At 33.4% G+C, this 22,848-nt stretch carries 19 protein-coding genes; 4 read left to right on the top strand and 15 right to left on the bottom strand.

Annotated elements, in window-relative coordinates:
• Positions 1-43 precede the first annotated feature (43 nt).
• From BLP68_RS14240 to BLP68_RS14190, 11 genes are all read right to left on the bottom strand, one after another.
• The gene (locus BLP68_RS14240; protein WP_091545150.1) at positions 44-1,672 is read right to left on the bottom strand and encodes a response regulator; all 1,629 of its coding nucleotides are present in this window, start codon (positions 1,670-1,672) and stop codon (positions 44-46) included.
• Complete coding sequence (locus tag BLP68_RS14235; RefSeq protein WP_176759042.1) at positions 1,665-3,494, bottom strand: sensor histidine kinase; 1,830 nt, start codon at positions 3,492-3,494, stop codon at positions 1,665-1,667. Before BLP68_RS14235 ends, BLP68_RS14240 begins: the two co-directional genes overlap by 8 nt.
• A gap of 18 nt (positions 3,495-3,512) precedes the next feature.
• A complete protein-coding gene (locus BLP68_RS14230; protein WP_091545147.1) occupies positions 3,513-4,838 on the bottom strand; it encodes an ABC transporter substrate-binding protein in 1,326 nt (441 codons plus the stop codon).
• A gap of 325 nt (positions 4,839-5,163) precedes the next feature.
• Entirely contained in the window at positions 5,164-7,488 is a 2,325-nt protein-coding gene (locus BLP68_RS14225) for a glycoside hydrolase family 65 protein (protein WP_091545146.1), read from the bottom strand.
• 88 nt (positions 7,489-7,576) lie between these two features.
• On the bottom strand, positions 7,577-8,227 hold the full coding sequence (gene pgmB, locus BLP68_RS14220) for a beta-phosphoglucomutase (RefSeq protein WP_091545144.1): 651 nt from the start codon (positions 8,225-8,227) through the stop codon (positions 7,577-7,579).
• A 77-nt stretch (positions 8,228-8,304) separates the two neighbouring features.
• Positions 8,305-9,546, bottom strand: a complete 1,242-nt coding sequence (locus tag BLP68_RS14215) for a sugar ABC transporter substrate-binding protein (protein ID WP_091545143.1) — start codon at positions 9,544-9,546, stop codon at positions 8,305-8,307.
• Positions 9,547-9,585: 39 nt separating this feature from the next.
• A complete protein-coding gene (locus tag BLP68_RS14210) occupies positions 9,586-10,464 on the bottom strand; it encodes a carbohydrate ABC transporter permease (RefSeq protein ID WP_242876998.1) in 879 nt (292 codons plus the stop codon).
• The gene (locus BLP68_RS14205) at positions 10,464-11,360 is read right to left on the bottom strand and encodes a carbohydrate ABC transporter permease (protein ID WP_091545141.1); all 897 of its coding nucleotides are present in this window, start codon (positions 11,358-11,360) and stop codon (positions 10,464-10,466) included. The genes BLP68_RS14210 and BLP68_RS14205 overlap by 1 nt, the downstream gene beginning before the upstream one ends.
• A 135-nt stretch (positions 11,361-11,495) precedes the next feature.
• Positions 11,496-12,485, bottom strand: a complete 990-nt coding sequence (locus BLP68_RS14200) for a LacI family DNA-binding transcriptional regulator (protein ID WP_091545140.1) — start codon at positions 12,483-12,485, stop codon at positions 11,496-11,498.
• Positions 12,486-12,757: 272 nt separating this feature from the next.
• Entirely contained in the window at positions 12,758-13,702 is a 945-nt protein-coding gene (locus BLP68_RS14195; protein ID WP_091545138.1) for a BsuPI-related putative proteinase inhibitor, read from the bottom strand.
• Positions 13,703-13,778: 76 nt separating this feature from the next.
• Complete coding sequence (locus tag BLP68_RS14190; RefSeq protein ID WP_091545136.1) at positions 13,779-14,768, bottom strand: LacI family DNA-binding transcriptional regulator; 990 nt, start codon at positions 14,766-14,768, stop codon at positions 13,779-13,781.
• 197 nt (positions 14,769-14,965) lie between these two features.
• Between BLP68_RS14190 and BLP68_RS14185 the strand changes: the two genes are divergently transcribed.
• Positions 14,966-15,844, top strand: coding sequence for an RlpA-like double-psi beta-barrel domain-containing protein (locus BLP68_RS14185; protein ID WP_091545134.1), 879 nt, complete (start codon positions 14,966-14,968; stop codon positions 15,842-15,844).
• A 162-nt stretch (positions 15,845-16,006) separates the two neighbouring features.
• Here BLP68_RS14185 and BLP68_RS14180 read toward each other — a convergent pair whose 3' ends face one another.
• The 3 genes from BLP68_RS14180 to amrS all read right to left on the bottom strand — a co-directional run bounded on the left by BLP68_RS14180 (position 16,007) and on the right by amrS (position 19,370).
• On the bottom strand, positions 16,007-16,729 hold the full coding sequence (locus BLP68_RS14180; RefSeq protein WP_091545132.1) for a hypothetical protein: 723 nt from the start codon (positions 16,727-16,729) through the stop codon (positions 16,007-16,009).
• Between the two features lie 348 nt (positions 16,730-17,077).
• Complete coding sequence (gene amrA, locus BLP68_RS14175) at positions 17,078-18,508, bottom strand: AmmeMemoRadiSam system protein A (protein WP_091545130.1); 1,431 nt, start codon at positions 18,506-18,508, stop codon at positions 17,078-17,080.
• Between the two features lie 19 nt (positions 18,509-18,527).
• Positions 18,528-19,370 (bottom strand): AmmeMemoRadiSam system radical SAM enzyme, encoded by an 843-nt coding sequence (gene amrS, locus BLP68_RS14170; protein ID WP_091545128.1) that lies wholly within the window; start codon positions 19,368-19,370, stop codon positions 18,528-18,530.
• A 192-nt stretch (positions 19,371-19,562) separates the two neighbouring features.
• On the opposite strand from amrS, the gene BLP68_RS14165 reads away from it, so the two are divergent.
• Both BLP68_RS14165 and BLP68_RS14160 read left to right on the top strand, forming a co-directional pair.
• The gene (locus BLP68_RS14165; protein ID WP_091545126.1) at positions 19,563-20,303 is read left to right on the top strand and encodes a glycerophosphodiester phosphodiesterase; all 741 of its coding nucleotides are present in this window, start codon (positions 19,563-19,565) and stop codon (positions 20,301-20,303) included.
• Positions 20,304-20,307: 4 nt separating this feature from the next.
• Entirely contained in the window at positions 20,308-21,561 is a 1,254-nt protein-coding gene (locus tag BLP68_RS14160; RefSeq protein WP_091545124.1) for an MFS transporter, read from the top strand.
• A gap of 11 nt (positions 21,562-21,572) precedes the next feature.
• Here BLP68_RS14160 and BLP68_RS14155 read toward each other — a convergent pair whose 3' ends face one another.
• Positions 21,573-21,902: a 4a-hydroxytetrahydrobiopterin dehydratase gene (locus BLP68_RS14155; RefSeq protein WP_091545123.1), complete on the bottom strand. Its 330-nt coding sequence runs from the start codon at positions 21,900-21,902 to the stop codon at positions 21,573-21,575.
• 161 nt (positions 21,903-22,063) lie between these two features.
• Here BLP68_RS14155 and nfsA point away from each other — a divergent pair, with 161 nt between their 5' ends.
• Positions 22,064-22,801, top strand: coding sequence for an oxygen-insensitive NADPH nitroreductase (nfsA, locus tag BLP68_RS14150; RefSeq protein ID WP_091545121.1), 738 nt, complete (start codon positions 22,064-22,066; stop codon positions 22,799-22,801).
• Positions 22,802-22,848: the final 47 nt, after the last annotated feature.

Below are 22,848 nucleotides of genomic sequence, written 5' to 3'. Positions count from 1 at the left end.
GATTGTTAACCCAATTTTCTGAAAAATGAGTATCATTGTATAATCAATTAATTTCTTCTCTAAATTCCGCAGGGCTTTTTCCTGTTATTCTTTTAAAAATCATACTAAACTGCTGTGGATTACTGAATCCCACCATCTCTGCGATTTCATATATTTTATAGTTGGTTGATTTCATCATTTCCTTTGCCTTTTCTATTCGTACTTTAAAAATAAAGCTTGTAATGGTTTGACCCGTTTCTTCTTTAAAAAGTCTGGACAGATATACCTTGTGAAGATCACTGTACTCCGCTATAGTTTGAAGACTTATTGCCTCACCATAATTTAGCTCTATATACTCAACTGCATCTCTGACCCTGCGACTGTAACTTTTACAGGCATTTTTTCTTTTATAATTGCTTAGTCTGTTAATAATATTGGCAAAATAAGTATATATCTCTTGCACTGTCTCTAAATTTTCAATTTCACCAATTGGTATATAGTTTTGATTAAACAGATATTGATACGTAATTCCTTCTTCACTACAGATTTTCATTATCATATTATATATTTTCCCATTAACATGTTTAACATAGTTATATTGCATAAAACCCTTTAAATCCTGACAGTACAACTGTTTTAGAATTTCTAATGCCCTGGTATCATTATCCTTTATTGCATCCTCTAATTTGCTTAATTTAGTTTCTACAATTGTCTCGGGGTTTTGACTGGATACCTTTTCCAGCATAGAGTTATATAATAGGGTTTGTCCTTTACCAGCAAAAACCCTAAACTTTGTTACTTCTAATGCTTCTTTATAGCAATTAAAAATATTCTTAAATCTATAGAAATATCTGCTTACTCCTATGGTGAAACTAATATCTTTATCCTTTAGTTTAATTTCTCTTATCCTTGCAATTATATTATGGCTCTGTGTAATATATTTTAACTCGCCATCAAAATTACTTATTGGTACCAATGCAATAAACTGGTTTTTTTCATTGTAGATGCATTCTCCACTCCCCATACTATCTAAAATTCTTTGTATGTAGATAGCTATTTTCTCAGTAATTTCAGTTGATTCTTTTGCAGTATCAGAGTAATGCTTTTCAAAATCATCAATCAGTATCACAAGTATAAAGAAATATTCACTTCTTAGGCTTAAATTAAATTTATTAATGAACTCATCAATATCTTCAATCAGAATATTATTAAATATTATGGATTTGACTGCAGAAGTCTTAGTAATAGTAAAAAGCTTTTCTTCAAAATCGTTTAAACTAGTTATATTTCTTTGTAGCGTATTGGGCAATCGTATTTCATTTAGCACATTTTTCACCTTAGCCAATACACTATGTAGCTCCTGAGAAGTAATTAAGTCCTTTAAGAGATAATCTGTCACACCCATCGTAATAGCTTCCTTGGCATATCGAAATTCTTCATGACAGCTTAGGATAATAAATTTCTGTGTGTTATCTATTTTTTTTACTTCCTTAATGAGAGTCAAACCATCCATTATCGGCATCTGAATATCGGTTATTATAAGCTCTGGTCTGTGGATTTTATATTTTTCCAGTGCTTCTCTACCATTTTTAGCTGTATCAACAATTCGAAAATCAGTATCTTCCCATGTAATTAGATACTGCAATGTCTCTCGGGCAGGCGCTTCATCATCAACAATAAGTACTTTATACATTGTTTATTCCCCCTACGAAGGTCTCATCAATCATTAATGGGATGTCAAAATAAAAACAGGTTCCTATCCCAGAGTTGCTTGAAATACCCAATTGATAACCCTCACCAAAATATAGCTTTAATCGCTCATTAATATTGAATATTCCAATGTTGTTTAAGCCAGTCATTGTACTGCCACCCTTATGCTCTAATATTTTATTTATTCTTTCATGGGAAATTCCTACGCCGTCATCAATAATTCTAATATTTATGCCTTTTGCTGATTCTATTATTTTTATTACAATTGTTCCTTCATTCTCTTTTGGTAATATACCATGATATAGAGCATTTTCTACAAGGGGCTGGAGTATTAGCTTAGGTATTTTATATTGCATAAACCTCTCATCAACATCATACCTAACATTAAATTCATTTCCGTATCTATAGCCTTGAATCTTTATATAGCTTTTTATACAATCTAATTCTTCCTTAATTGTTATATAGTCTTTACCCACCGACATGCTTGCCCTCAGCAATATATTGAAGGATTGTATCATTTCTCTTATATCGTAGGCACCTCTCTTCAAGGCTAAATATTGCATAGCATTTAGTGTGTTATGTACAAAATGTGGATTAATTTGTGATTGTAGTAGATCTAGCTTTAATTGTAATGTTTTTACCTCCACCTTTTTTTTCTCTCTTTGTTCATAATAGACCTGTTGTATTAGATCTTTAAACTTATCCATCATGTTATTGAAGCCTTGAACTAAGCTCTTCAGTTCATCATTTGTTGTTGCTTCCAATTTATTTGGCCACTCACCTTTTTGAAATTGCTCCATGGCCACATTTATTTCAAGAACAGGATCGGTAATTTTTTTTGATAGAAATAAGCTCATAAGTAAAGCTAAAACAATACCTACTCCGGTAACAAAATATGATATTTTCAATAATGCAATTGCATTTTTTCTTACCCTATCATAGGACATTACCCCAACTACCCTCCAATCAGGATAGTTTCTTAAATTCTCACTGTATATTAAATACTTTTCTCCATCAATTCTTTCAATATCATTTTTTCTATTGGGTTCTTGAAAGACAGTTCTAATTATTTCATCGGTAAAAATTAGATCTCCTGTTTGATATATTACATTCCCCTTCTCATTAATAACATATGTTCCATCAAACTCCCTCTTTAAAAAGGTTTTTATGTCTATAAATAAATGCTCCTTCTTAATATTAATCAAAATATAGCCAATCTTAGTGTAATCCTCATGATTAATATACTCGGAAAAATATGTTATGGTTGTTTTGCTATTCTCCTCAGCTTCCTCCAGCTTATTTGGGAAGGTTGTTGGCTCTGATAGACGACTGAACTCGCCGGATTCAATAAATTCATCAAAGGCTTGGTATTTTGATACTATTTCGCTATAGGGTGGGATTAAATAAAGTGGGTCATAAATCTCTTTATCTAAGCTGAAGGCAAAGATTGAATTAATGGTGATATCTGAATATGCATATTGCCTCAATATGGATGAAATCTGCCTCTTTCGTTCGTAGGCCTCCTCGGGTGTTGAATCATTTTGTATCATTAATCTTTGTAGCTCATCGTGATCTCTAATAATTGCAAACTGATTCATAACAGCACTTATTTTTTCATCTATATCTCTTGTTATTATTCTAATTTTTTGTTCCGAGACATCTCCTGTCTGCTTTATAATTTCACGAGAGCTTATGTAGCTTGTTCCTAAGGTTACCAATAGCACCACTAAAACTACAAAAATTGATAACATAATTGCTAGTCTAACTCTAATATGCTTGAATCTAAAAATCTTCAGTCCCTTCACCCCCTTAAGCAAACTCTATTATTTGAGTACTTTATCTAACTCCTCCTGTGCTATTTTCTTAGCCTCCCTCAAGGCTTTTTCTGCAGAAATATTTTGTATTTGAACCTTCTCAGCTGCTATCTTTAAGGCTTCGTAAATTCTACCTCCTGTTGGGTCATAAAAAATATTTGTAGCCATGCCAGCCTGTTGATATGGAATATTAAATTCAGGGTTAATCTTGATGAATTCCTGATATTCACTTATCTCCATTGCCGATTTCCTTACTGGTATATACCCAGTTTTCATAGACCAACGGGCAGTATTTTCAGGACTAGTTATAAATTTCATCCATTGAAAGGCAGCTCTTTTTTCTTCCTGGGATACTATAGATGGGATAGAAATCGCATGAGCATTGGCAACCGCTCTCGGATAATCTTCATAGCCCTCCCAAACTGGCTGAGGATATATGCCTATAATACTAAAGTCTAAGTCTCCTCGATCACCACTTGAACCCGTATAGCCTGCTGCCCTCCCCTGCATAACATCATCTATTGTGGCATACCAATATGCCCATCCCTCTCCACCATAATGAACCTTCATAATTTTCTCTTCATGAATCCACTTTCTAAAGGTTTCCCAGGTTTCTATCCATTCTTCAGAATCAATCATTACCTGTGTACCATCTTCACTTAAAAACCTTCCCCCTCTACTTATGGTTGCATCAATTAGGTTCTCTCGACCCTGCATTGGTAACCATCCATATACTAAGGTTTCATTGCCTATTCTTTTTGTTAGACGTCTTGCAGCTTCAGCCAATGACTCCCAAGTATTTAATTCCGATACTGTTAATCCCTCATTCTCGAAAATATCCTTTCTATAATACAATACCTGTGTAGTACCAAATATAGGTAAAGCATACATTTTTCCGTTTATTTCTCCCTGTTCTATAAATGACGGTATAAAATCGCTTATATTAAACTGGCTATCCTCATCTATTAAGCCATTGAGATCCGTTAATCCTCCTACAGCACCGATTCTATGCATTTGTGTATCTTCAAGCAGCACTACTGCCGGGGCTTTTCTTCTTGCAATAGCAGCCTGCAGAGCTTGTCCGGTTTCTTCATAGCTGGACTGTGCTAACCCCTTTACAAAAACCTCCTGCTGCTGTTGGTTAAATTCTTTAATAAATTCCTCCATTAATTCTTCATGATATCCACTAAGACCATACCAAAACTCTATTTCAATAGCTTTCTTTTCTCCCATAGTATCTGTACTAGTGTATTGATGAAGGCATCCGACGAAAAGGCCACTTGTTCCTATTATGACTATTAATAATAGTAATTTATCTTTAAAATATGTATACATATCCACTCATCCTTCTTTGTAATTTTCAATAAATTTAGAAGTAATTATATCATTATTATTTTTTCTAAGCAATTGAATTCCATAAGATATTATCTAATAATTTAGAATTTATGCATAAATAAAAAGGCTATGGATTTACCATAGCCTTAGACTGTTGAAAATCCTCCATCTTCTTCGTTACTGCAAAAACCCAGCACCCTTACGTATTACGTATACGCTGCAGTCGCTGGGTTTTCTTGCGCCTTGAATCTGAAGAATTTTGAACAGTCTGGATATTGTTGACTTTTTCAACAACCTCAGGCTATGGATTTACCATAGCCTAAGACTATTCAAAAAAGCTTTGTTGATTATTTTCCCCTAGGATGACTACTTCCTTATCAAAGTGATAAAAGGATATATCCTTTCCTTTCATTAACCGATATACTACCTTGTCTTTACTAATTTGAATTCTTAGCTTACTATTTTTAAAAGTAATTTTGAACTCATAGCTTTTCCATTTATCTGGAAGGTAGGGTTTAAAATGAAGTTTATTATCGTATATCCTTAGTCCTGAGAAACCGTTTACTATGCACATCCAAGCACCTGCCATTGATGCTGTATGAACACCCTTATTAACGTTGTTATTGTAATCATCTAAGTCCATTCTAGCAGTTTGCATAAAATAGTTGTAGGCAAATTCTTTATAACCAATTTCTGAGGCAATAACACTGAAAACGCATGCCGATAAAGATGAATCATGGGTAGTCTTGGGCTCATAGTAATCAAAGTTTGCTTTTTTTAACTCTATGGAGAATTTTTCACTTTGTAGAAGCATTAATAACAGAACATCCGCTTGTTTGCAGACTTGATATCTCCATATATTTAATGGATGCCAGTTAAAAACCAATGGCAGCCTCTCTACAGGTATACTTTCAATATCATAGGGTTCTTTATAAATGAAGGTATCATCCTGTGGATTAATTCCCAGCTCTTCATTATATGGTAGGTACATATTTTCAGCAGCCCGTCTCCACAACTGAACTTCTTCATCCTTTAGCTCTAATCTCTTTCTTAATGACTCATACTTTTCTAAATCTTCTTTCTTCATAAAATCATCGAGCTCTACTGCATAGTACAAATGCATTTGTGCCATATAATTAGTATAGCAGTTATTGTCTACTCCTGCCTTATATTCATCTGGTCCCGTTACCTCGTGGATGCAAAACTTATTACCCCGAAGAGGTATAAAGCCCCCTCTATCAGCCCATAGTCTAGCTGTTTCCCAAACAATTTCTACTCCATAATTAAGAAGAAGCTCTTTATCATCTGTTGCTTCATAATATTTTTTTATTGCATATACTACGTCAGCATTTATATGATATTGTGCAGTAGAAGCTTCAAAATAAGCTGAGGTTTCTTCTCCACCAATAGTACGCCAGGGATATAGGGCCCCAGGATGGTCAAGCTCTTTCGCCCGCTGCCTTGCTGAATCTAGTGTATAATATCTATACATAACTAGCGCTTTTGCAATATCTGGGTTATTATACAGGAAGAAGGGTAATATATATGTTTCTGTATCCCAAAAATAGTGTCCTTCATAGCCTTCACCTGTTAAGCCCTTTGCAGCGATATTTGTATATCCATCTCTCCCTGTTGATTGCAAAAGCTGAAGCATATTAAATCGAATACCCTGCTGTAGGGCTTCATCGCCATTTATAATTATGTCTGTGTTGTCCCAAAAATTTTTCATATACCTTTCATGTTGATTTAATAGCTTATTATATCCTTTTTTACAGGCTTCATAAAGGTCTGATTTAACATTTTTAAGTATGTTATCCTTTTTCTCATGCTTTCTATTTGTATCATAGCAGATGAATTTATCCACTAATATTGTACTATTTTCCTCTGCATCTATTTCCCATGATGCAGTTACTGATTCCTCTTCTATACTATAGCTAGCCTGTAGGTCGGCAGATTTGTTGTTAATAAAAATTTCGTGTAATATTCCACAGGCGATTTGAAACTTTGTTGTTTTTGTTTGTTGCATCATATACAAGATATTTTTATCAACGCCTTTATCTAATGTAATTAGTGCTTTATCTCTTAAATTTTTATTGGTTACATTTCCATTAATTGATGATACTATTTTGACTTTACCAGTAAAATTTAAAGGTGTTAGCTTTAATCTGAAGCCTGATAAATGGCTATTATGTAAAGATATAAATTTTTCCATATATATTTCTATATTTCTACCCTTTGGGCTTTTCCAAATTAAATATCTTGTTAGCTTCCCCTCCTTCATATGAAGTGTTCGACAATAATCAAGAACCACACCATTATCCATAGTGAATTTTTCACCATCAACATATATTTCTAAGGACTGGGTATCCATTATATTTAACATTGTCTGTCCCCAAAGTGGAAAGGCGTATTGATATTCTCCGTAAATTATTTTTTCTGACTCGTAGAATCCATTTATATAAGAACCTTTACACCCCTCAGTTTTTTTTGCAAACCCTTCTTCAATATTACCTCTAAAGCCAATATAACCATTCCCTAACGAAAAAATGGTTTCATTTCTATAATTATTTTCTATTTTAAACTCATCTTCTATAATGTTCCATTCATCATAGGAATATATTGCCTTTTTATTTTTATGAAATGATCTCATCCTTAGACCCTCCTATATATGTGCTATATGTTAATTAATGAATTATTCATCAAATATTTTCAACTTAAACAAATTGAGCTAGCCTGCATTAGGTAAGTTTATCAATGTCGAAGTCCTTTAGACTTTCTAAAACAATATCTGCTTTAATTAATATATCTCTCCTTCCGATCCCAATAGCAAACATGTTAGCTCTTTTAATTGCTTCTATTCCAGCTACTGCATCCTCTACTCCAATGCACTCATGGCATTTTACTCCTATGGCCTCTGCACAAGCAATAAATATCTCAGGATTTGGCTTTCCTCTATTAATAGTTCTGGCATCAACAATATAATCAAAAAAATTTGCTATATTTAAGCTTTCCACTACAGAAAATGCATTTTTACTAACAGAGGCTAAGCCTATTTTATAACCCTTATTTTTCAATTCAATTAAAGCTCTTTTCGCACCAGGCAAAAGGTCATCCTCTGTAATTTTTTTTATTAGCTCCACATAGTAAGCATTCTTCTCATCACAAAGTAAATTTTTATCGTCTTCAGATAAGTCAATATTACCTCTAGCTAAAATTTTATTTAATGAAGTCATTCTATCGATACCCTTTAGTTCTTCATTTAAGGCTTCATCGAAGGGGATATTTAATTTATCTGCCAGCATCTTCCATCCCATGTAGTGATAAATGGCAGTATCTGTTAGAACACCATCCAAGTCAAATATTACTGCTTTTATTTGATTTTTTTCCAAATTTATGCCCCCTCTTAATGTAAAGTAGCGGGGTATATCAGAAGATATACCCCAACCCTATATTTACTTTCCATTGACTATTTCTTTGCTTCTTGAATCACTTTAGCATATTTATCAAGAGTTGCTTTAACATCTTTTCCTTCCATAGCAATTTCTCTTAATGCATCATTTAATGCTTTATCAACAGTATCCCAATATACAACGTTTGGCCTAGCCTCTGCTACGCTTAATGCATCATTTACAGCGGCAAAGTAAGGTTTTTGCCAGTCTTCTACTTCACCGTATGCATCACCTCTACTTGCTGGCCAACCAAGCTTTGTAACTAATATTTCTTGTGTTTCTTTGCTCATTAAGTATTCCATAAACTTTACGGCTAAATCCTTATTAGGGGAACCAACCGGGATACCTATTACCTCTCCACCTAATACCTTTGATTCCTTTACAGGGCCTGAAAAACCGCCATATGCTTTAATTTCTTTTTTTCCACCTTCTTCAACAATTACATTTACTCCAAAGGGCCAGTTTGCTCCAATATAAACCGATTCTGTTGCCAAATATCTATTCATGGTATTCCAATTTGCTCTTGCTGCATCCGCTGATAAGTAAGGCCATATTTCTTGAAGGAAGGTATAGGCTTTTATTGACCCATCATCATTTAATACCAATGGATCACCTCCGGCTTGACGAATAAATTCAAATAGTTGAACAGTTGTGCAGCCATCTAATGTACCTTTAATTGCAACCCTCCCTATTCCCTCTTCTTCGTAGAAGGTTTTAGCAACATTCATTAATTCATCCCAATTTGAAGGAGGCTTTAAGTCATATTCATTGAATTTGTTTTCATTATAGAAGTTAATTTCTACATTTGGTCTATAGGGCATAAAAAACAGTTTACCGTTGAATTCTCCAACTGGTACTAATGATGGTAAAATACTACCAGGGATTTTACTTTTAAACTCTGATAAATCTTCCACCAAGCCTTTTTCAACTAACTGAGCCAACTGCATATTGTCTTGAGTTATAATATCAATTTCCATTTTTCCTGCTTGATGCATTGCTTCTAATCTTGTAATTAAGTCTGCTGGTTCCGTTTGAATAGCTTGTATCTTTACATTATTCTCTGCTTCAAATTTTGGAAAAACGTAGCTTCGCATCACTTCCCATTCTGACTCACCTAAAGCCATGCTTACATTTAATACTTGTGTCTCTGCTTGTTCTCCTATGCTTTCTTCAGATGTATTACCACCGCATCCAGCTACTAAAGAAAGTACCATAACTAACATTATTGCAATTGCTAATAATTTTGAAGCCTTTTTCATTTTTCATCTTCCCCCTTTTTAAAAATATAATGATTTAATTTATCCCTTAATTGCTCCGCCAAGATAGTCAGATCTAATATACCTCTGTAGAGCATAGGTAACAATTAAAACAGGAATCATGAGAATCGTAGCATATGTCGCCATTTGGAAGTATCCTCCACGGTTTACATAGTAATAAACCTGTAGTGGTAACGTATTTCTAGCTAATGACAGATATAATGCATAGGTAAATTCATTCCATGAGTTCAACCAAACAAACATTGAAGCTACAGCTAAGCCTGGTGCTGCATTGGGTAATACAACACTCCAAAGAGCTCTAACCCTTGAAGCTCCATCTATCATTGCACTTTTTTCTAAATCTACTGGTATCACTTCAAAGGTTCCCACCAGTATCCATGTAATAAAAGGCAGTTGTTCAATTAAATGAGCAAGTATTAACCCAACATTAGTATCAAGCAAATTCCACCTAATAAACTTTACAGCTATAGGTAATGCTATTCCCACATTTGGAAACATTCGTGTAAAGAACAATCCTAAAACAATAATATATTTTGCTTTTTTAGGCAGCCTAGAAATAACATAAGAGGCAGGCGTTGCGATGATCACTGCAAGAATTGTGGTAAAGGTGGCTACACTAAAGCTTCTAGAGAAGGCTGGTAGCAAGTTACCCGATTGAAGCACTCTGTTCCAATGGTTGGTGGTGAAGTTGTGAATTAAAAATGTTGGATGCTGTGTAAGAACGTCTACTGGTTGACTAAAAGATATTTTAACCAGAATATAAATTGGTATCAGCATTATAAATATGAAAAAAATAAGTAATGGAATAAATCCCACTTTGATTAACCTATCCAAAAAATCAGTGTTCTCTTTTTCTAGTTTCATATTATCAGAGATACTTTCTGCTTGTAATTTTTCCATTAGGTTAATCCCTCCCCTTTATCAACATATTTCAGATATAAAAATACAAATATTATGATTAATATCAATAATATAGTAGAGGCTGCTCCTGAAACATTAGGATTATTATAAACTCTAAATTCTTCAAAGGCATAGGTTGCCAATACTGGTGTACCTCTTCCTGCTAAAATCATTGGGAGTTCAAATATTCGAAATGCATCCACAGCCCTTAATATAACTGCCATTGTAAAGGCAGGCTTTAGCAGGGGTATTGTTACATATCTAAAGGTCTGCCACGTTGTAGCCCCATCAATTTCCGTAGCCTCATATACATCACGGGGAATTGCCTCTAATCCTGCTAAAAGTAATAAAGTTACAATAGGTGTTACCTTCCACATGTCTCCAAAGGCAATAATAAATAAAGTTCTAAATCCACCGCCACCCCAATCAATTGGTATAAATCGATATGCTTCACTCATTATCCCAATATACTTTAAACCCTCAACAATACGATAAATAAGTTCATTGAAGAATCCATGGGTATCAAATATATATAGGAGTGCTACACCTGATACCAATGTTGGTACTCCCATTGGTGTTAATATAATGGATCTAAAAATCCCTTTACCCTTAAAGTTCTTCTTCAAAATCAATGCCAATATTAAGCCAACAGTCATTTGCATAGATAACCCTAGTAATGTAATCCCAATGGTATTAAAAAATGCCTGTCGGAAGTGACTTTTTCCTAATAGGTAGCTATAGTTGGCAAGTGTTATTTCTGATGTATTTCTATCAATAAAGCTTAATCTAATAGTTTCTAGAATAGGTAATAGCGTAAAATAGAATATGTACAAGGTTAAGGGTGCAATAAATATAATTTCTAGCTTATATTTTTTTATAATATTTAAAACCCTCATGTTACTCCCCCTTTCATAATGTAATCGATTACATTATTATTAAAAAAATAATCTCCATTCTCTTTAATGAAAATATCATTAGTAAAATATGAAGCATTACCTTTTCTCCAGCTATAAATGTAATAATCCTTCACATCAGCTGGTTTCTCTTTCAACTAAACTGTAGTCTAACACTATCTTTGTCGTTTCAATATCTTCCCCATTTAATATTTTAGTCAATAGCCTCATACCTACTGCTCCCATGTTATACATAGGTTGAGCAATCGTTGTTAAAGAGGGAACAATTTTTTGAGACATATCAATATCATCAAAGCCAGCTATTGCTATTTCAGTCGGAATAGCAAGCTTAAGCTCTGCCGCAGCCTTTATTACTCCAAATGCCATTTCATCACTGGCGGCAAATATAGCCGTTGGTCTTTGGGATAAAGTTAAAAGCTTTTTTCCACCTTGGTAACCGCTATTGAAACGATAATCTCCTGCTACTATTAAACTGCAATCAATTTCTCTACCTCTATCCTGTAGTGCCTTTTTATAGCCCTCAATACGGGATATACCAGCTATCGGATCATCCTCCTTGCCGGTAATCATACCTATTCTATCATGCCCTTTTTCAATTAAGTATTCTATCATCCTTTTACTAGCTTCGTGGTTGTCAATAGTTACTGCTGGTAGATCTTCATAATCAGTAGAAACCAATACTACAGGAATTTGTAAAGACTTTAATTTAGCACCCAATTCCTTTGTAATGATATTGCTCATAAATATCATACCATCTACTTGCTTTTCAGTTAAAACCTGTAGATATTTTTGTTCTTTATCCCTGTTTAAATCTGTGTTACATAGGATAATATTATAATCATACATATTAGCTACATCTTCAATTCCTCGTACCACTTCAGGGAAAAAATAACTTGATATATCAGGAATCATTATGCCGATTGTCTTAGTATTTTTTACCTTTAAGCTTCTAGCAATCGCATTTGGCTTATACTGCATTTCTTTTATCACCTGTAGTACCTTTTCATAGGTTTCAGGTTTTACAGAATTGCTATTATTTAAAACCCTTGAGACGGTTGCTACAGATACTCCAGCTTGGCTGGCTACATCTTTTATTCTTAATGACATAATATTTCACCTCATAATGTAATCGATTACATTTTATACTATTTTCTGAAAATTGTCAAAGGTTTATTATTATTTATTATGTGTTTTTATTTTTTATAACTATATTTTTAATTTTAGGGGTTTTGTTTTTATAAATGGATATTAACAACCATTAATTTCAAAAGCTCGATCTAGAGAAAATTCGTTGTTTTTAGCTATGAGCCCAGCATGGGCCCATAATAAAAACATGCAACAAGAGAATATTTATCTTGTTGCATGTCATAAAATTATTGTTATTTTATTAAACTGAAATTAATTGTCGAACCTAGCTCTTCCTTTGATATTTTAATTTCTTCTCTGTTCATTGCTAAAATTCTAATGGTGGCTGTAAATTCACCTTCTTCTATTAGAACTCCATTTTTATCCTTCATATCCCATGTATCTGACCAGCTGATGCTTTCACCTGGCTTCATCTGAAGATATACTAGTGCCATAGTGAAGAACTTTCCATCAGAGTATCGATAAATCTCTTTTCCTTCTTCATTGGCTATTATCACTTCAAATTGCTGACCTGATGAAAACTCCATTTTTTGAGTTTTATTGTGATGGTTTATTAGCTCAAAATCAAAAACAACACTATTATCTTTAATCTCATAGCTTCCCTTTGTTTCAAACGCATCAGTTTTTACTCCATCAGCTACAACATCATCACTATTTCCTTTATCTACTGAAATTATGTCAATGAGTCTTGTAATGAGGGCATATGCTTCTGCATAGGTAATGTTGGATTCTGGCATAAAATATCCATTGCTTCCCTGTACCAATCCTTGATAGTATGCAATCAAAACATTCCATCGATAATTAGTATTAATGTTTTCTTCATCTTCAAATACTACCACCATGGGAAGGACAATTTCTTCAAGTGGATTATTAGTTTTTTCACTCCATAGCTTAATTAAACCGTTAACAACAGATTCTCGTGTTGTATCCTTTAGCTCTAGCTCATAATCTTCAGATATAAATGTCTTTATAAGCATATCTATTTCTTCAATGGTTATATCTTTATCAAGGTCATTTGTAGTAATATTTATGGTTGAAATCTGCTGTAGCTGCTCTAAGTATGGCTGCCCCCAATGTTGGTTTATATTAGGCTCTACCTCTTGGGCAAATCCATTAAATATAAGAAACATAGACAAGAAGAAGCTTGTTGCTATTATGAATATTGTTTTCTTTTTCATAATTACCACCCTTTCTTCGTTATATATAAGTTAGACGAAGAGTTAATAATTAATGTTCCATTATCTTCTAATTTTTTTAGCTGCTTTCCCTTTCAAGCAAACTATAATTTAAAACAATTTTATGAGTTTCGATTGCTTCTTCATTAAGTATCTTAGTTAATACCCTCATACCAATAGCACCCATTTCATACATAGGCTGAGCAACAGTTGTTAATGCTGGGTAAAACTTTTCTGACATGTCGATATTATCAAAACCAACAATAGCCAATTCATCCGGAATTTTTACATTCAGCTCCAAAGCAGCTCGCATGGCGCCAATGGCCATTTCATCATTTGCAACAAATATTGCTGTTGGTCTATCCGATAAGCTTAAAAGCTTTTTCGCCCCTTCATATCCACTCTTAAAGCGGTATCCACCTTCAACAACCAGCTCAGTCTCAAATAACATTTCATTCTCTTTAAGGGCTTCTTTATATCCATTTAATCTAGCAACTCCAACAACTGGGTCGTAGTTTTTTCCAGTAATCATACCTATTCTATTATGCTCTTTTTTTATAAGATAACTGACAATAGACTTTGCTGCCTTTGTGTTATCAATTGTAACCGATGGAAGATTTTCATAATCTGTTCCAATGAGTATTATGGGAATATTATAAAACATTATTTTCGTATATAGCTCCTCCGATACAATATTACCCATTAAAATAACACCATCAACTTGTTTTTCAGCCAACACATCAAAGTATTTCATTTCCTTCTCTTCATCTAAATCAGTATTACATAAAAATATATTATAATTATACATGTTTGCAATATCCTCTACACCTCTAACCACCTCTGGATAAAACTGATTTGAAATGTCAGGTATCATAATCCCAATTGTCTTGGTGTTTTTTATTTTTAAGCTTCTGGCAATGGCATTAGGCTTATATCCTAGCTCTTCTATTGCCTTAAGTACTTTCTCTTGAGTTTCTTGCCTAACCACCTTACTCTCATTAATAACTCGTGATACTGTCGATATTGATACACCTGCTTTTTTTGCAACATCCTTTATGTTAAACTTCATATTATCCCCACTCCAATCACTGCTTAATATTAACTTATAATTATATTACAAAAATCAATATTTGTCAAACACAACTAAAAATAGAGGATTAAATAGAGGTTGACAAACTAGGCATAAAATTCTTTTATATATAGTGAGAAGCAATTAACCGGTGATAGCTTTCAAAAAAATCTAAACCAAAGAAAGGAAGTGTACACATGTCAAATTCAGCAACAGCAACATATAATTCTAATTTTCAAATTTATGAAGTCAAAGTAAATGAAAAAATGGTATTCGGAACTGACAATTCAACACAAGCCAATACAATAAGAGACCGTTTAAATCGTATTTTTGCTGATCCAAACAGAGATTTAGATTTCATTACCCCTTCCTATGCTAACGGCAGCTATGTTGTCTGCTGTCCTAAAGTCAGAAGCAACGTAAATGAAATAACGTATCTCTATGATACAAGCAATGGTTCTAATGGTTGGCGACATTATAAAGAAAAACTATATGAACCTACCAACTGGGCAGACTCTACATCAGCATCTGGACAAACTTCCATATTAACAATTAGCAATTCAACTACAGCACCTTGGTATAATGCATTACATACGGCTAATTTAATTCGATCAGCTATAAAACTTAATTTTAATGATGCATTAGGAAGGAGTACCTGTCGGCAATTAGAAGTACCAAGCAATACAAAAGCAACCGTAGCAAGGGTGATTTCAAATAGTGCAAGATGTGATGTCTATGGAATTCCATGCCAAGGTACTGAGCCTGGAAAAACATCTGCTTGTTCTGAGCTTGGTTGGCGTGCTCAAAATATTTCCAACACCTATACGTGGATAGATACTGAAGTATTCCATCCCCAAGACTTAACTGCCGCCATGACTTCGACTAACAATTGGCATAGCACCTATAAGAATAAATTTGTTAAGGTTACGAATTTATCCAACACTTCAAAAAGCATAATAGTCAAGGTTACGGATAAAGCACCTGCAGGAAAAGGTATAGAATTAAGCTACAGAGCATGGGTGGAAATTGGTAGACCGCTTGACAACAACTCTGTAAAAATTGAACTTATGGGCTAAGCATTAAATTAAGTAAAAGCTGAGTTTTAGCAACTCAGCTTTTACGTTTTATTATTTAAGCAAGTGTTTTCTCTGCTTTAACAGTGAAACATAATCTAAGCTTAGGTATAAATTTTATGAAATTTCTTTAACACTTTGTCGTAAGGTAGTTGTATGAAAATCCTACTTGATGGAGTACAGCATTCCCTCATCATATTTGTATAGGACACTTTTATATTTACCTTTAGAATTTTGAATAGCTGCCTCAAACAGGTTTTTTTCATCTAGAAATACAACCGATGGACTATTTAACCCATGGTTCAAATTGGCAAATGATATACTTTTATTTGCTATATCCCACTCATATATAATGGTTTCTACTGCTGTGCCATGAGAAGCAACTGTTTCAATATTTCCATTGTTATCAATATCCTGTTCAAAAGTATGGCCATCAATAGACCTAATCAAGTAAGGTATGCCATTCTTAATAGTTATATATTTAGATAATGTATAATTAGCACCGTGCAACTCTGACCACTTATAAATAGTACTCTCACCTGCAATATCGGTGGGATGTAAAAAATAATCCTCTAGATATGTTGCAGTATATGAAACCTGACCCAGATCATAGTAGCTGTTATCTATCCTAATATAAGAATAAACTTGATTATCATTATCTGTAATTGCTGTGTAAAGAACCTGAGTTATTCCATCAAGGGAGTTTTCCAATAGAATATCCTTAACATTTTGAGAAAATAAACTAGGCAAAGGAGTTTCGGACAAATTTTCTTTAATAAAATTCATCTTAACCAATTCTTGATTTCTAAATCCCCCCAAATTATAAATCAATACAGTTGATACGAATATTATAATGAAACCTGAAATGATAACTATTTTTTTTTTCATTTCCTATACCCCTCAAATTCACATGATATATTTACCATATAATTCTTCATCTATAGGAATTTTGTTTTTCAAAGTTCTCCTATGCTACCAATTAAATCATAATAATTTCTAATAATCAACAGGCTTTTTGCTAAGTTCAGTATATATTTTTTAGTATAAACTCATATCTCCCCTAAATTGCTGTTTCATAATATATAACAACCATATTCCATGCACACTTGCTTAGCTTGGGCAAAAGCATAGGGTATACATAAAATATGGTCTTAATCTTTTGGGTATAGGTATTATTAACTAGAAAAATGTCGAGTGTTTATTTACTCGTAGAGCTGCAATTATACAAAATACATATTATTGATGACGAGTTACTTTAAAGCGATATAGCTTAATCTTTTCACTTTCATTAATATTTGCCTTCTGTTTTGCAATTTCTACCTGCTCTGCAACCGTATCGATTCCCTCTAAATTGGGTAAAAGTAGACCTCGTTTTCCATCTGCCTCAACAATAACACCATACTTTTTGACATCCAACTCATCTAACCCTTTTATATCTTCTATTTCATGAAGAACATCTACCTTAATTTCTAAATCCTCTAGTTCACTATTTCTTATTGGATAGAATCTTGTATCCTCAGAAGCAGCCTGAATGGCATTATAAATAATTTCCTCTGCAATATTATCCTTTGTAGGCCCAATGGTACCAATACAACCCCTCAATTGTCCGTTATTATGAAGAGAAACAAAAGCACCAGCCCTTTTATGCTCTAATTCCTCTACAATATCCCCTTGAAGAATTAAATCTTGATATGTTTCCCAGTCTAAATAGTGCTGCGAATGAACCCATTCCTCCACAGCCGCCCGTGCCAGAGATACATAAATGTTTTCAGATCTCTTCTTAATCTCATATAGTTCATTTTTATTGATGTTTAGCTTTTCCAATAGGCTTGTCTTTTTTTCATCCTTTATCTCTAAGATGGCATTCATATACCCTACTCCAAAGGGTCCTTCATAAGAAACTACCCTTCCCTCTACTTCATATCCATCTGTGGCTCCAAGTCCCATAGCTATAGGCTTTAGTCCACATTCACCTGCAGGACCATAAACATCACCAGGAATGTCTAGAATCCCTTCTATGTCCATGTTTTTAATAAGTGTTACAAGCTTATCATCAAATACCTTACCCATAGGATGATATTCATATGGACCATCCTTACTAAGACAATGGGATAGATCTCCACTTATTAAAATTAATGCTTTCTTCATGCTTCTATCAATGGCATCTTTTATTAGACTACCTATTTTATATAGTTCCAATAGTTTAAGGTCACCCACAGTAATATGGACAATTTTGTATTCTTTATATTCCTTGTCAATATAATATAAGGGCACGATAACCCCATGATCCAGCTCAACTTTAATATTATATTCCTTTGCGTAAGATTCATTTAAAAAAATACTAGGTACATCTTCCTCCACAAATATATCTATCATTTCTTCAATAAAATCCAAATCAATAAATTTGCTCATCTTTATATCTGGTCTCCCAAATGCTCCTAAACTTCCATGTACTTCATCTTCATGGAGAACACAAATACCATCAGAAAATCCATTTCCGTGGGGAGTAATGCAGATAATTACCTCTGGATGTTTGTCCTTTATAGCTGTTGCAATTAATTTTAATCCTTCTATTGTTTTTTCTGCTTCTCTTTCTTGTCCTCCTCCAATTTCAGGAATAATTATGGGTGGATGAGGAGTAACTACTATACCTGATAGAAAACCCATGGTAACACCTCCTAGTTTTTTAAACATTTCCTAAGTAAACATATTCGAGAAATTTCTCAGCTTCCCTCTTAATTGTCTTTAATTTACATAATTCCGTTGCAGGTTCTGTATACCTATTTCGAGGAAAATATCTAGTAAGGTGTAGAGGGATTAATGGATTCACTTCAGACAACCAATGGCTCAAGTCACCAATCTCCTCCACATTATCATTCATTTTTGTGACTACTAATGTGGTTATTTCAATATGACAGCTCTTTTCAGCAATTTTAATAGTTCTTTTTACTGGCTCTATATGCCCACCGCAAAATTTCATATAGGTTTTATCATTGAAGGTCTTTAAGTCAATATTCATGGCGTCTATATAGGGTAATAATTCCTTCAATGGTTGCTCCTCAATAAAGCCATTTGTTATCAATATGTTTTTGATCCCTACTTTTTTTGCCAGTTGGGCAGTATCTCTAACAAATTCATAAAATATAATCGGCTCATTATATGTATAGGATATTGAGGGAACACTATAATTAATAGCTTCTTTTACTACATCAGCAGGTGACATTTCAATAGTTTGAGGTGTTCCTGCTGCGATATGATGGTTTTGACAGAATTCACAATTTAGATTACACCCAAAGCTACCAATTGATAATGTATGACTACCTGGCATAAAATGAAATAGTGGCTTTTTCTCTATAGGATCAATTTGAATTCCTGAAATTTTCCCGTAATTAATCGAGTATAGTCTTTCACCTATAGCTTTTCTCCCTCCACAAAGTCCAGCATGTCCATCCTTTATACAGCAATGATGTGGACATAAGCTGCATCGCAGGTTACCTTCCTGCCTCCTATAGAATTGTGCTTCCTTCATAGCATCACCTACACATAGTACAACTATTTCCACTTTCTATTAAAATACCCATTTTCTTTAATTCTAGCATATTGTTTCAAATTATAAAGAAAATAATATATTGGTTATATATTAAATATGTATTATTTATCATAATAAAAGAAGGAATTTAAGTAAAAAATTATAATTATTATATTAAGGAGGTATATTATTATGAAAACAAAAATTATTGCCCATCGAGGAGCATCTGGATATGCACCTGAAAATACAATGGCTTCTTTTTTAAAAGCATTAGAAATGGGAGCTGATGGGATAGAGTTAGATATTCATTTAAGTGCAGACGAGCATCTAATTGTATGCCACGACGAAAAAGTTGACCGCACCACCAATGGAGAAGGGTTTATTAAAGATTTGTCATTAAAAATGCTTAAGGAGTTAGATGCAGGAAGTTGGTTTGACGAAAAGTATATAAATCAAAAAATTCCAACTCTAGAAGAGGTTTTAGAGCTTTTAATTGGTAAAAATATTCTATTAAATATTGAAATTAAGAGTGGTCCAATCTTTTACAATGGAATAGAAAAAAGAATAGTTGAAGTAATTTCGAAATATGGTTATATAAATCAAACAATTTTTTCCTCCTTTAATCATTTTTCATTAGTTGATATCAAAAAAATTAATAATAAACTTAAAACTGCTCCATTATATATGGCTGGTCTGGTTAACCCATGGAAGTACGCTAAAGAAATTGGTGCAGATGGAATTCATCCGATGTTTTATGGTATTAATTCAGATATAGTAAAGGGATGTCTTGAGCATAACCTCTTTATTAATACTTTTACTGTTAATGCGCCCCACCACTTGAAAAGTATTATTGATTTAGGTGTTACAGGAGTTATTACAAATTATCCAGATATAGGTTTAGATTTAAAAATAAAAAAGTCTATAGGAGAATGAACGTATGAAACTGAACTATCGTAAAACCTTCATACTTGGCTTAGGTTTTTTTTGTATTAGCCTTGTATGGCCCCTATATAATTTCTATATACCACTTTTCCTTAGAAACTTTATTGATAGTCAATTTTGGATTAATGCCATCATGACCTTCGATAATATATTGGCAATTTCTTTGATACCCTTTTTTGCCAGTCTAAGTGATAGAACCCGTACATCATTTGGAAGAAGGATGCCCTTCCTACTTATTGGGATTCCCTTATCTGCCATTTTATTTATTCTATTACCCCGATATACTGGTTTTTGGAGTTTAATAATTATATTATTCTTTTTCAATCTATCTATGTCCATTTATCGCGCACCAACTGTAGCTCTTATGCCTGATATTACACCTGCACCATTAAGAAGTAAAGCAAATGGTATTATTAACTTTATGGGGGGCCTGGCATCTGTTTTGGTATTATCTGTTGGAGCACTACTTTATAGCTGGAATCCAAGTTCTCCTTTTTGGGGCACTTCAATTCTTATGATTTTAGCATTAATCATCCTCTATATTTTTATTAAAGAGCCAGATATAGGAGTACCTGCAGAAGAAGAAAAGGTTAGTATTGTAGGATCATTAAAAGATATATTTTTTAATGATGATAAAACTACTTTATATATTTTGATGGCCATATTTTTCTGGTTTGTAGGTTATCAAGGTATTGAAGCCACCTTCAGCAATTATAGTGTTCACTTTTTATCCATTGGTGAACAAATGGGTTCAATTATCTTAAGTACCTTTGCTGGAGCTTTCCTTGTTTTTGCTATTCCAAGCGGTTTAGTTGCTACAAAAATAGGAAAACGCAAAACAATACTTATCGGCATTACAGGATTAACTGTAGTATTTGGCCTATTAGGATTAGTGCGGGTAACAACAACTTTTATGACCTTACCTTATCATATACTTATGATGGTTCTTTTTGCCATTGGCGGTTTTTGCTGGGCTTCCATTAATATAAACTCTTATCCTATGGTAATAGAAAGTACCACTGATGACAAAATTGGAACCTACACAGGCTTATACTACTTCTTTTCATCCTTAGCTGCTATTGTTGGTCCATTGATTATAGGGTTTTTCGTAGATCTGCTGGGATATAAAGTGATGTTTTTCACTGGTTCTGCATCCTTTGCCATAGCATTTATTTGTATACTTCAAATAAAAAGTCCTAAAGATGCTAATACAAAAGAATATCTAAATGAAAAAAGCATGACCAATTAAGGTCATGCTTTTTAATTCAATTCATCTATTTTAGCTGCAAAGACAAAATCTGCTTCACTTAATCCATTAATTTTATGAGTAAACATAATGATTTTAACAATTCCCCAAGAAAGATAAATATCAGGGTGATGACCCTCTATTTCTGCTAGCTCTCCAACAGCATTTGTAAATTTTAATGCATCTTCAAAATTTTTAAATTTAAAGGTTCTTTCCAAATGATGATTGTCTGTTATATCCCAACCATCCTTCAATTCCTTAAAATACTCATTAATTTTTTCTTTTCCTAAGGGTGGTGTACCCAGACTACAGGGAATACATTTTTTACTAGTAAGTTGGCTCATATAAAAACTCCTCTCCGATAAATTATACTGCCAATACAATTTTATTATGTCATTAACACTTCTATACTGTTAAAATACAGATACCCTAAAAACAAAGGATTAAAGAGGCTTTTTTAGGGTACTATTTATTTTGTGTAGTAATTTTTTAGGAGTGAGTTAGTATGAATGATATATTATCCTTATTAAAATCCCATAAATCCATTCGACGATTTCAAAAAAAACCTATAGAGAAAGATTTAATAAAGGAAATTGTAGAAGCTGCCCAATCTGCATCAACCTCTAGCTTTATGCAGGCCTATACTATAATACAAATTGATAATCCTATAGCTAGAAAAGAAATAGCTCATTTATGTGGTGATCAAAAATATGTTGAAGAAGCTCCATTATTTTTTGTTTTCTGTGCTGACCTTAATCATATCGATTTAGCATGCCAACAGAATAGTACAGCGATGAAAAAGGGATATACTGAAACCTTTATAATTGCCACAATTGATGCATCCCTGGCAGCACAAAATGCATTAATTGCTGCTGAATCTATGGGACTTGCAGGTGTATTTATTGGTGGCATAAGAAATAATCCAGAAAAGATTGTAAAGCTATTGGAGATACCCTCAAATGCTTACCCTGTACTGGGAATGTGTATAGGCTATCCAGATCAACACCCAGAGATTAGACCTCGATTACCTATTGATGTAATCTATAAGATTGATAAGTACTCAAATGAAGGTGAAATAAGCAAAATACAAGATTATGATAAAAGTGTTAGTGAATATTATTATAGAAGAACAAAGGGAAAAAGAAAAGAGGGTTGGTCTCAGCAAATGGCATCAAAAATGGAAGGCGAGCTTCGCCCTCATATGAAGGAATTCCTAGCTAAACAAGGCTTTATAATGAAATAAGAAGGGGAGCGAATTAATATCCTCCCCTCAAAACTGATCAATATATT

The sequence above is a fragment of the Alkaliphilus peptidifermentans DSM 18978 genome, assembly GCF_900101495.1.
In the GTDB taxonomy this organism is placed as follows: domain Bacteria; phylum Bacillota; class Clostridia; order Peptostreptococcales; family Natronincolaceae; genus Alkaliphilus_C; species Alkaliphilus_C peptidifermentans.
The sequence above is the reverse complement of the archived record's forward strand: the minus strand, read 5'-3'. Positions and strand labels throughout refer to the sequence as shown.

Bases quoted from the DNA above. Each gene is read 5' to 3' on its own strand.
- BLP68_RS14240 (WP_091545150.1), bottom strand. From the start codon at position 1,672: ATGTATAAAGTACTTATTGTTGATGATGAAGCGCCTGCCCGAGAGACA.
- BLP68_RS14230 (WP_091545147.1), bottom strand. From the start codon at position 4,838: ATGTATACATATTTTAAAGATAAATTACTATTATTAATAGTCATAATA.
- BLP68_RS14225 (WP_091545146.1), bottom strand. From the start codon at position 7,488: ATGAGATCATTTCATAAAAATAAAAAGGCAATATATTCCTATGATGAA.
- BLP68_RS14215 (WP_091545143.1), bottom strand. From the start codon at position 9,546: ATGAAAAAGGCTTCAAAATTATTAGCAATTGCAATAATGTTAGTTATG.
- BLP68_RS14210 (WP_242876998.1), bottom strand. From the start codon at position 10,464: ATGGAAAAATTACAAGCAGAAAGTATCTCTGATAATATGAAACTAGAA.
- BLP68_RS14205 (WP_091545141.1), bottom strand. From the start codon at position 11,360: ATGAGGGTTTTAAATATTATAAAAAAATATAAGCTAGAAATTATATTT.
- BLP68_RS14200 (WP_091545140.1), bottom strand. From the start codon at position 12,485: ATGTCATTAAGAATAAAAGATGTAGCCAGCCAAGCTGGAGTATCTGTA.
- BLP68_RS14195 (WP_091545138.1), bottom strand. From the start codon at position 13,702: ATGAAAAAGAAAACAATATTCATAATAGCAACAAGCTTCTTCTTGTCT.
- BLP68_RS14190 (WP_091545136.1), bottom strand. From the start codon at position 14,768: ATGAAGTTTAACATAAAGGATGTTGCAAAAAAAGCAGGTGTATCAATA.
- BLP68_RS14185 (WP_091545134.1), top strand. From the start codon at position 14,966: ATGTCAAATTCAGCAACAGCAACATATAATTCTAATTTTCAAATTTAT.
- BLP68_RS14180 (WP_091545132.1), bottom strand. From the start codon at position 16,729: ATGAAAAAAAAAATAGTTATCATTTCAGGTTTCATTATAATATTCGTA.
- amrA (WP_091545130.1), bottom strand. From the start codon at position 18,508: ATGGGTTTTCTATCAGGTATAGTAGTTACTCCTCATCCACCCATAATT.
- amrS (WP_091545128.1), bottom strand. From the start codon at position 19,370: ATGAAGGAAGCACAATTCTATAGGAGGCAGGAAGGTAACCTGCGATGC.
- BLP68_RS14165 (WP_091545126.1), top strand. From the start codon at position 19,563: ATGAAAACAAAAATTATTGCCCATCGAGGAGCATCTGGATATGCACCT.
- BLP68_RS14160 (WP_091545124.1), top strand. From the start codon at position 20,308: ATGAAACTGAACTATCGTAAAACCTTCATACTTGGCTTAGGTTTTTTT.
- BLP68_RS14155 (WP_091545123.1), bottom strand. From the start codon at position 21,902: ATGAGCCAACTTACTAGTAAAAAATGTATTCCCTGTAGTCTGGGTACA.
- nfsA (WP_091545121.1), top strand. From the start codon at position 22,064: ATGAATGATATATTATCCTTATTAAAATCCCATAAATCCATTCGACGA.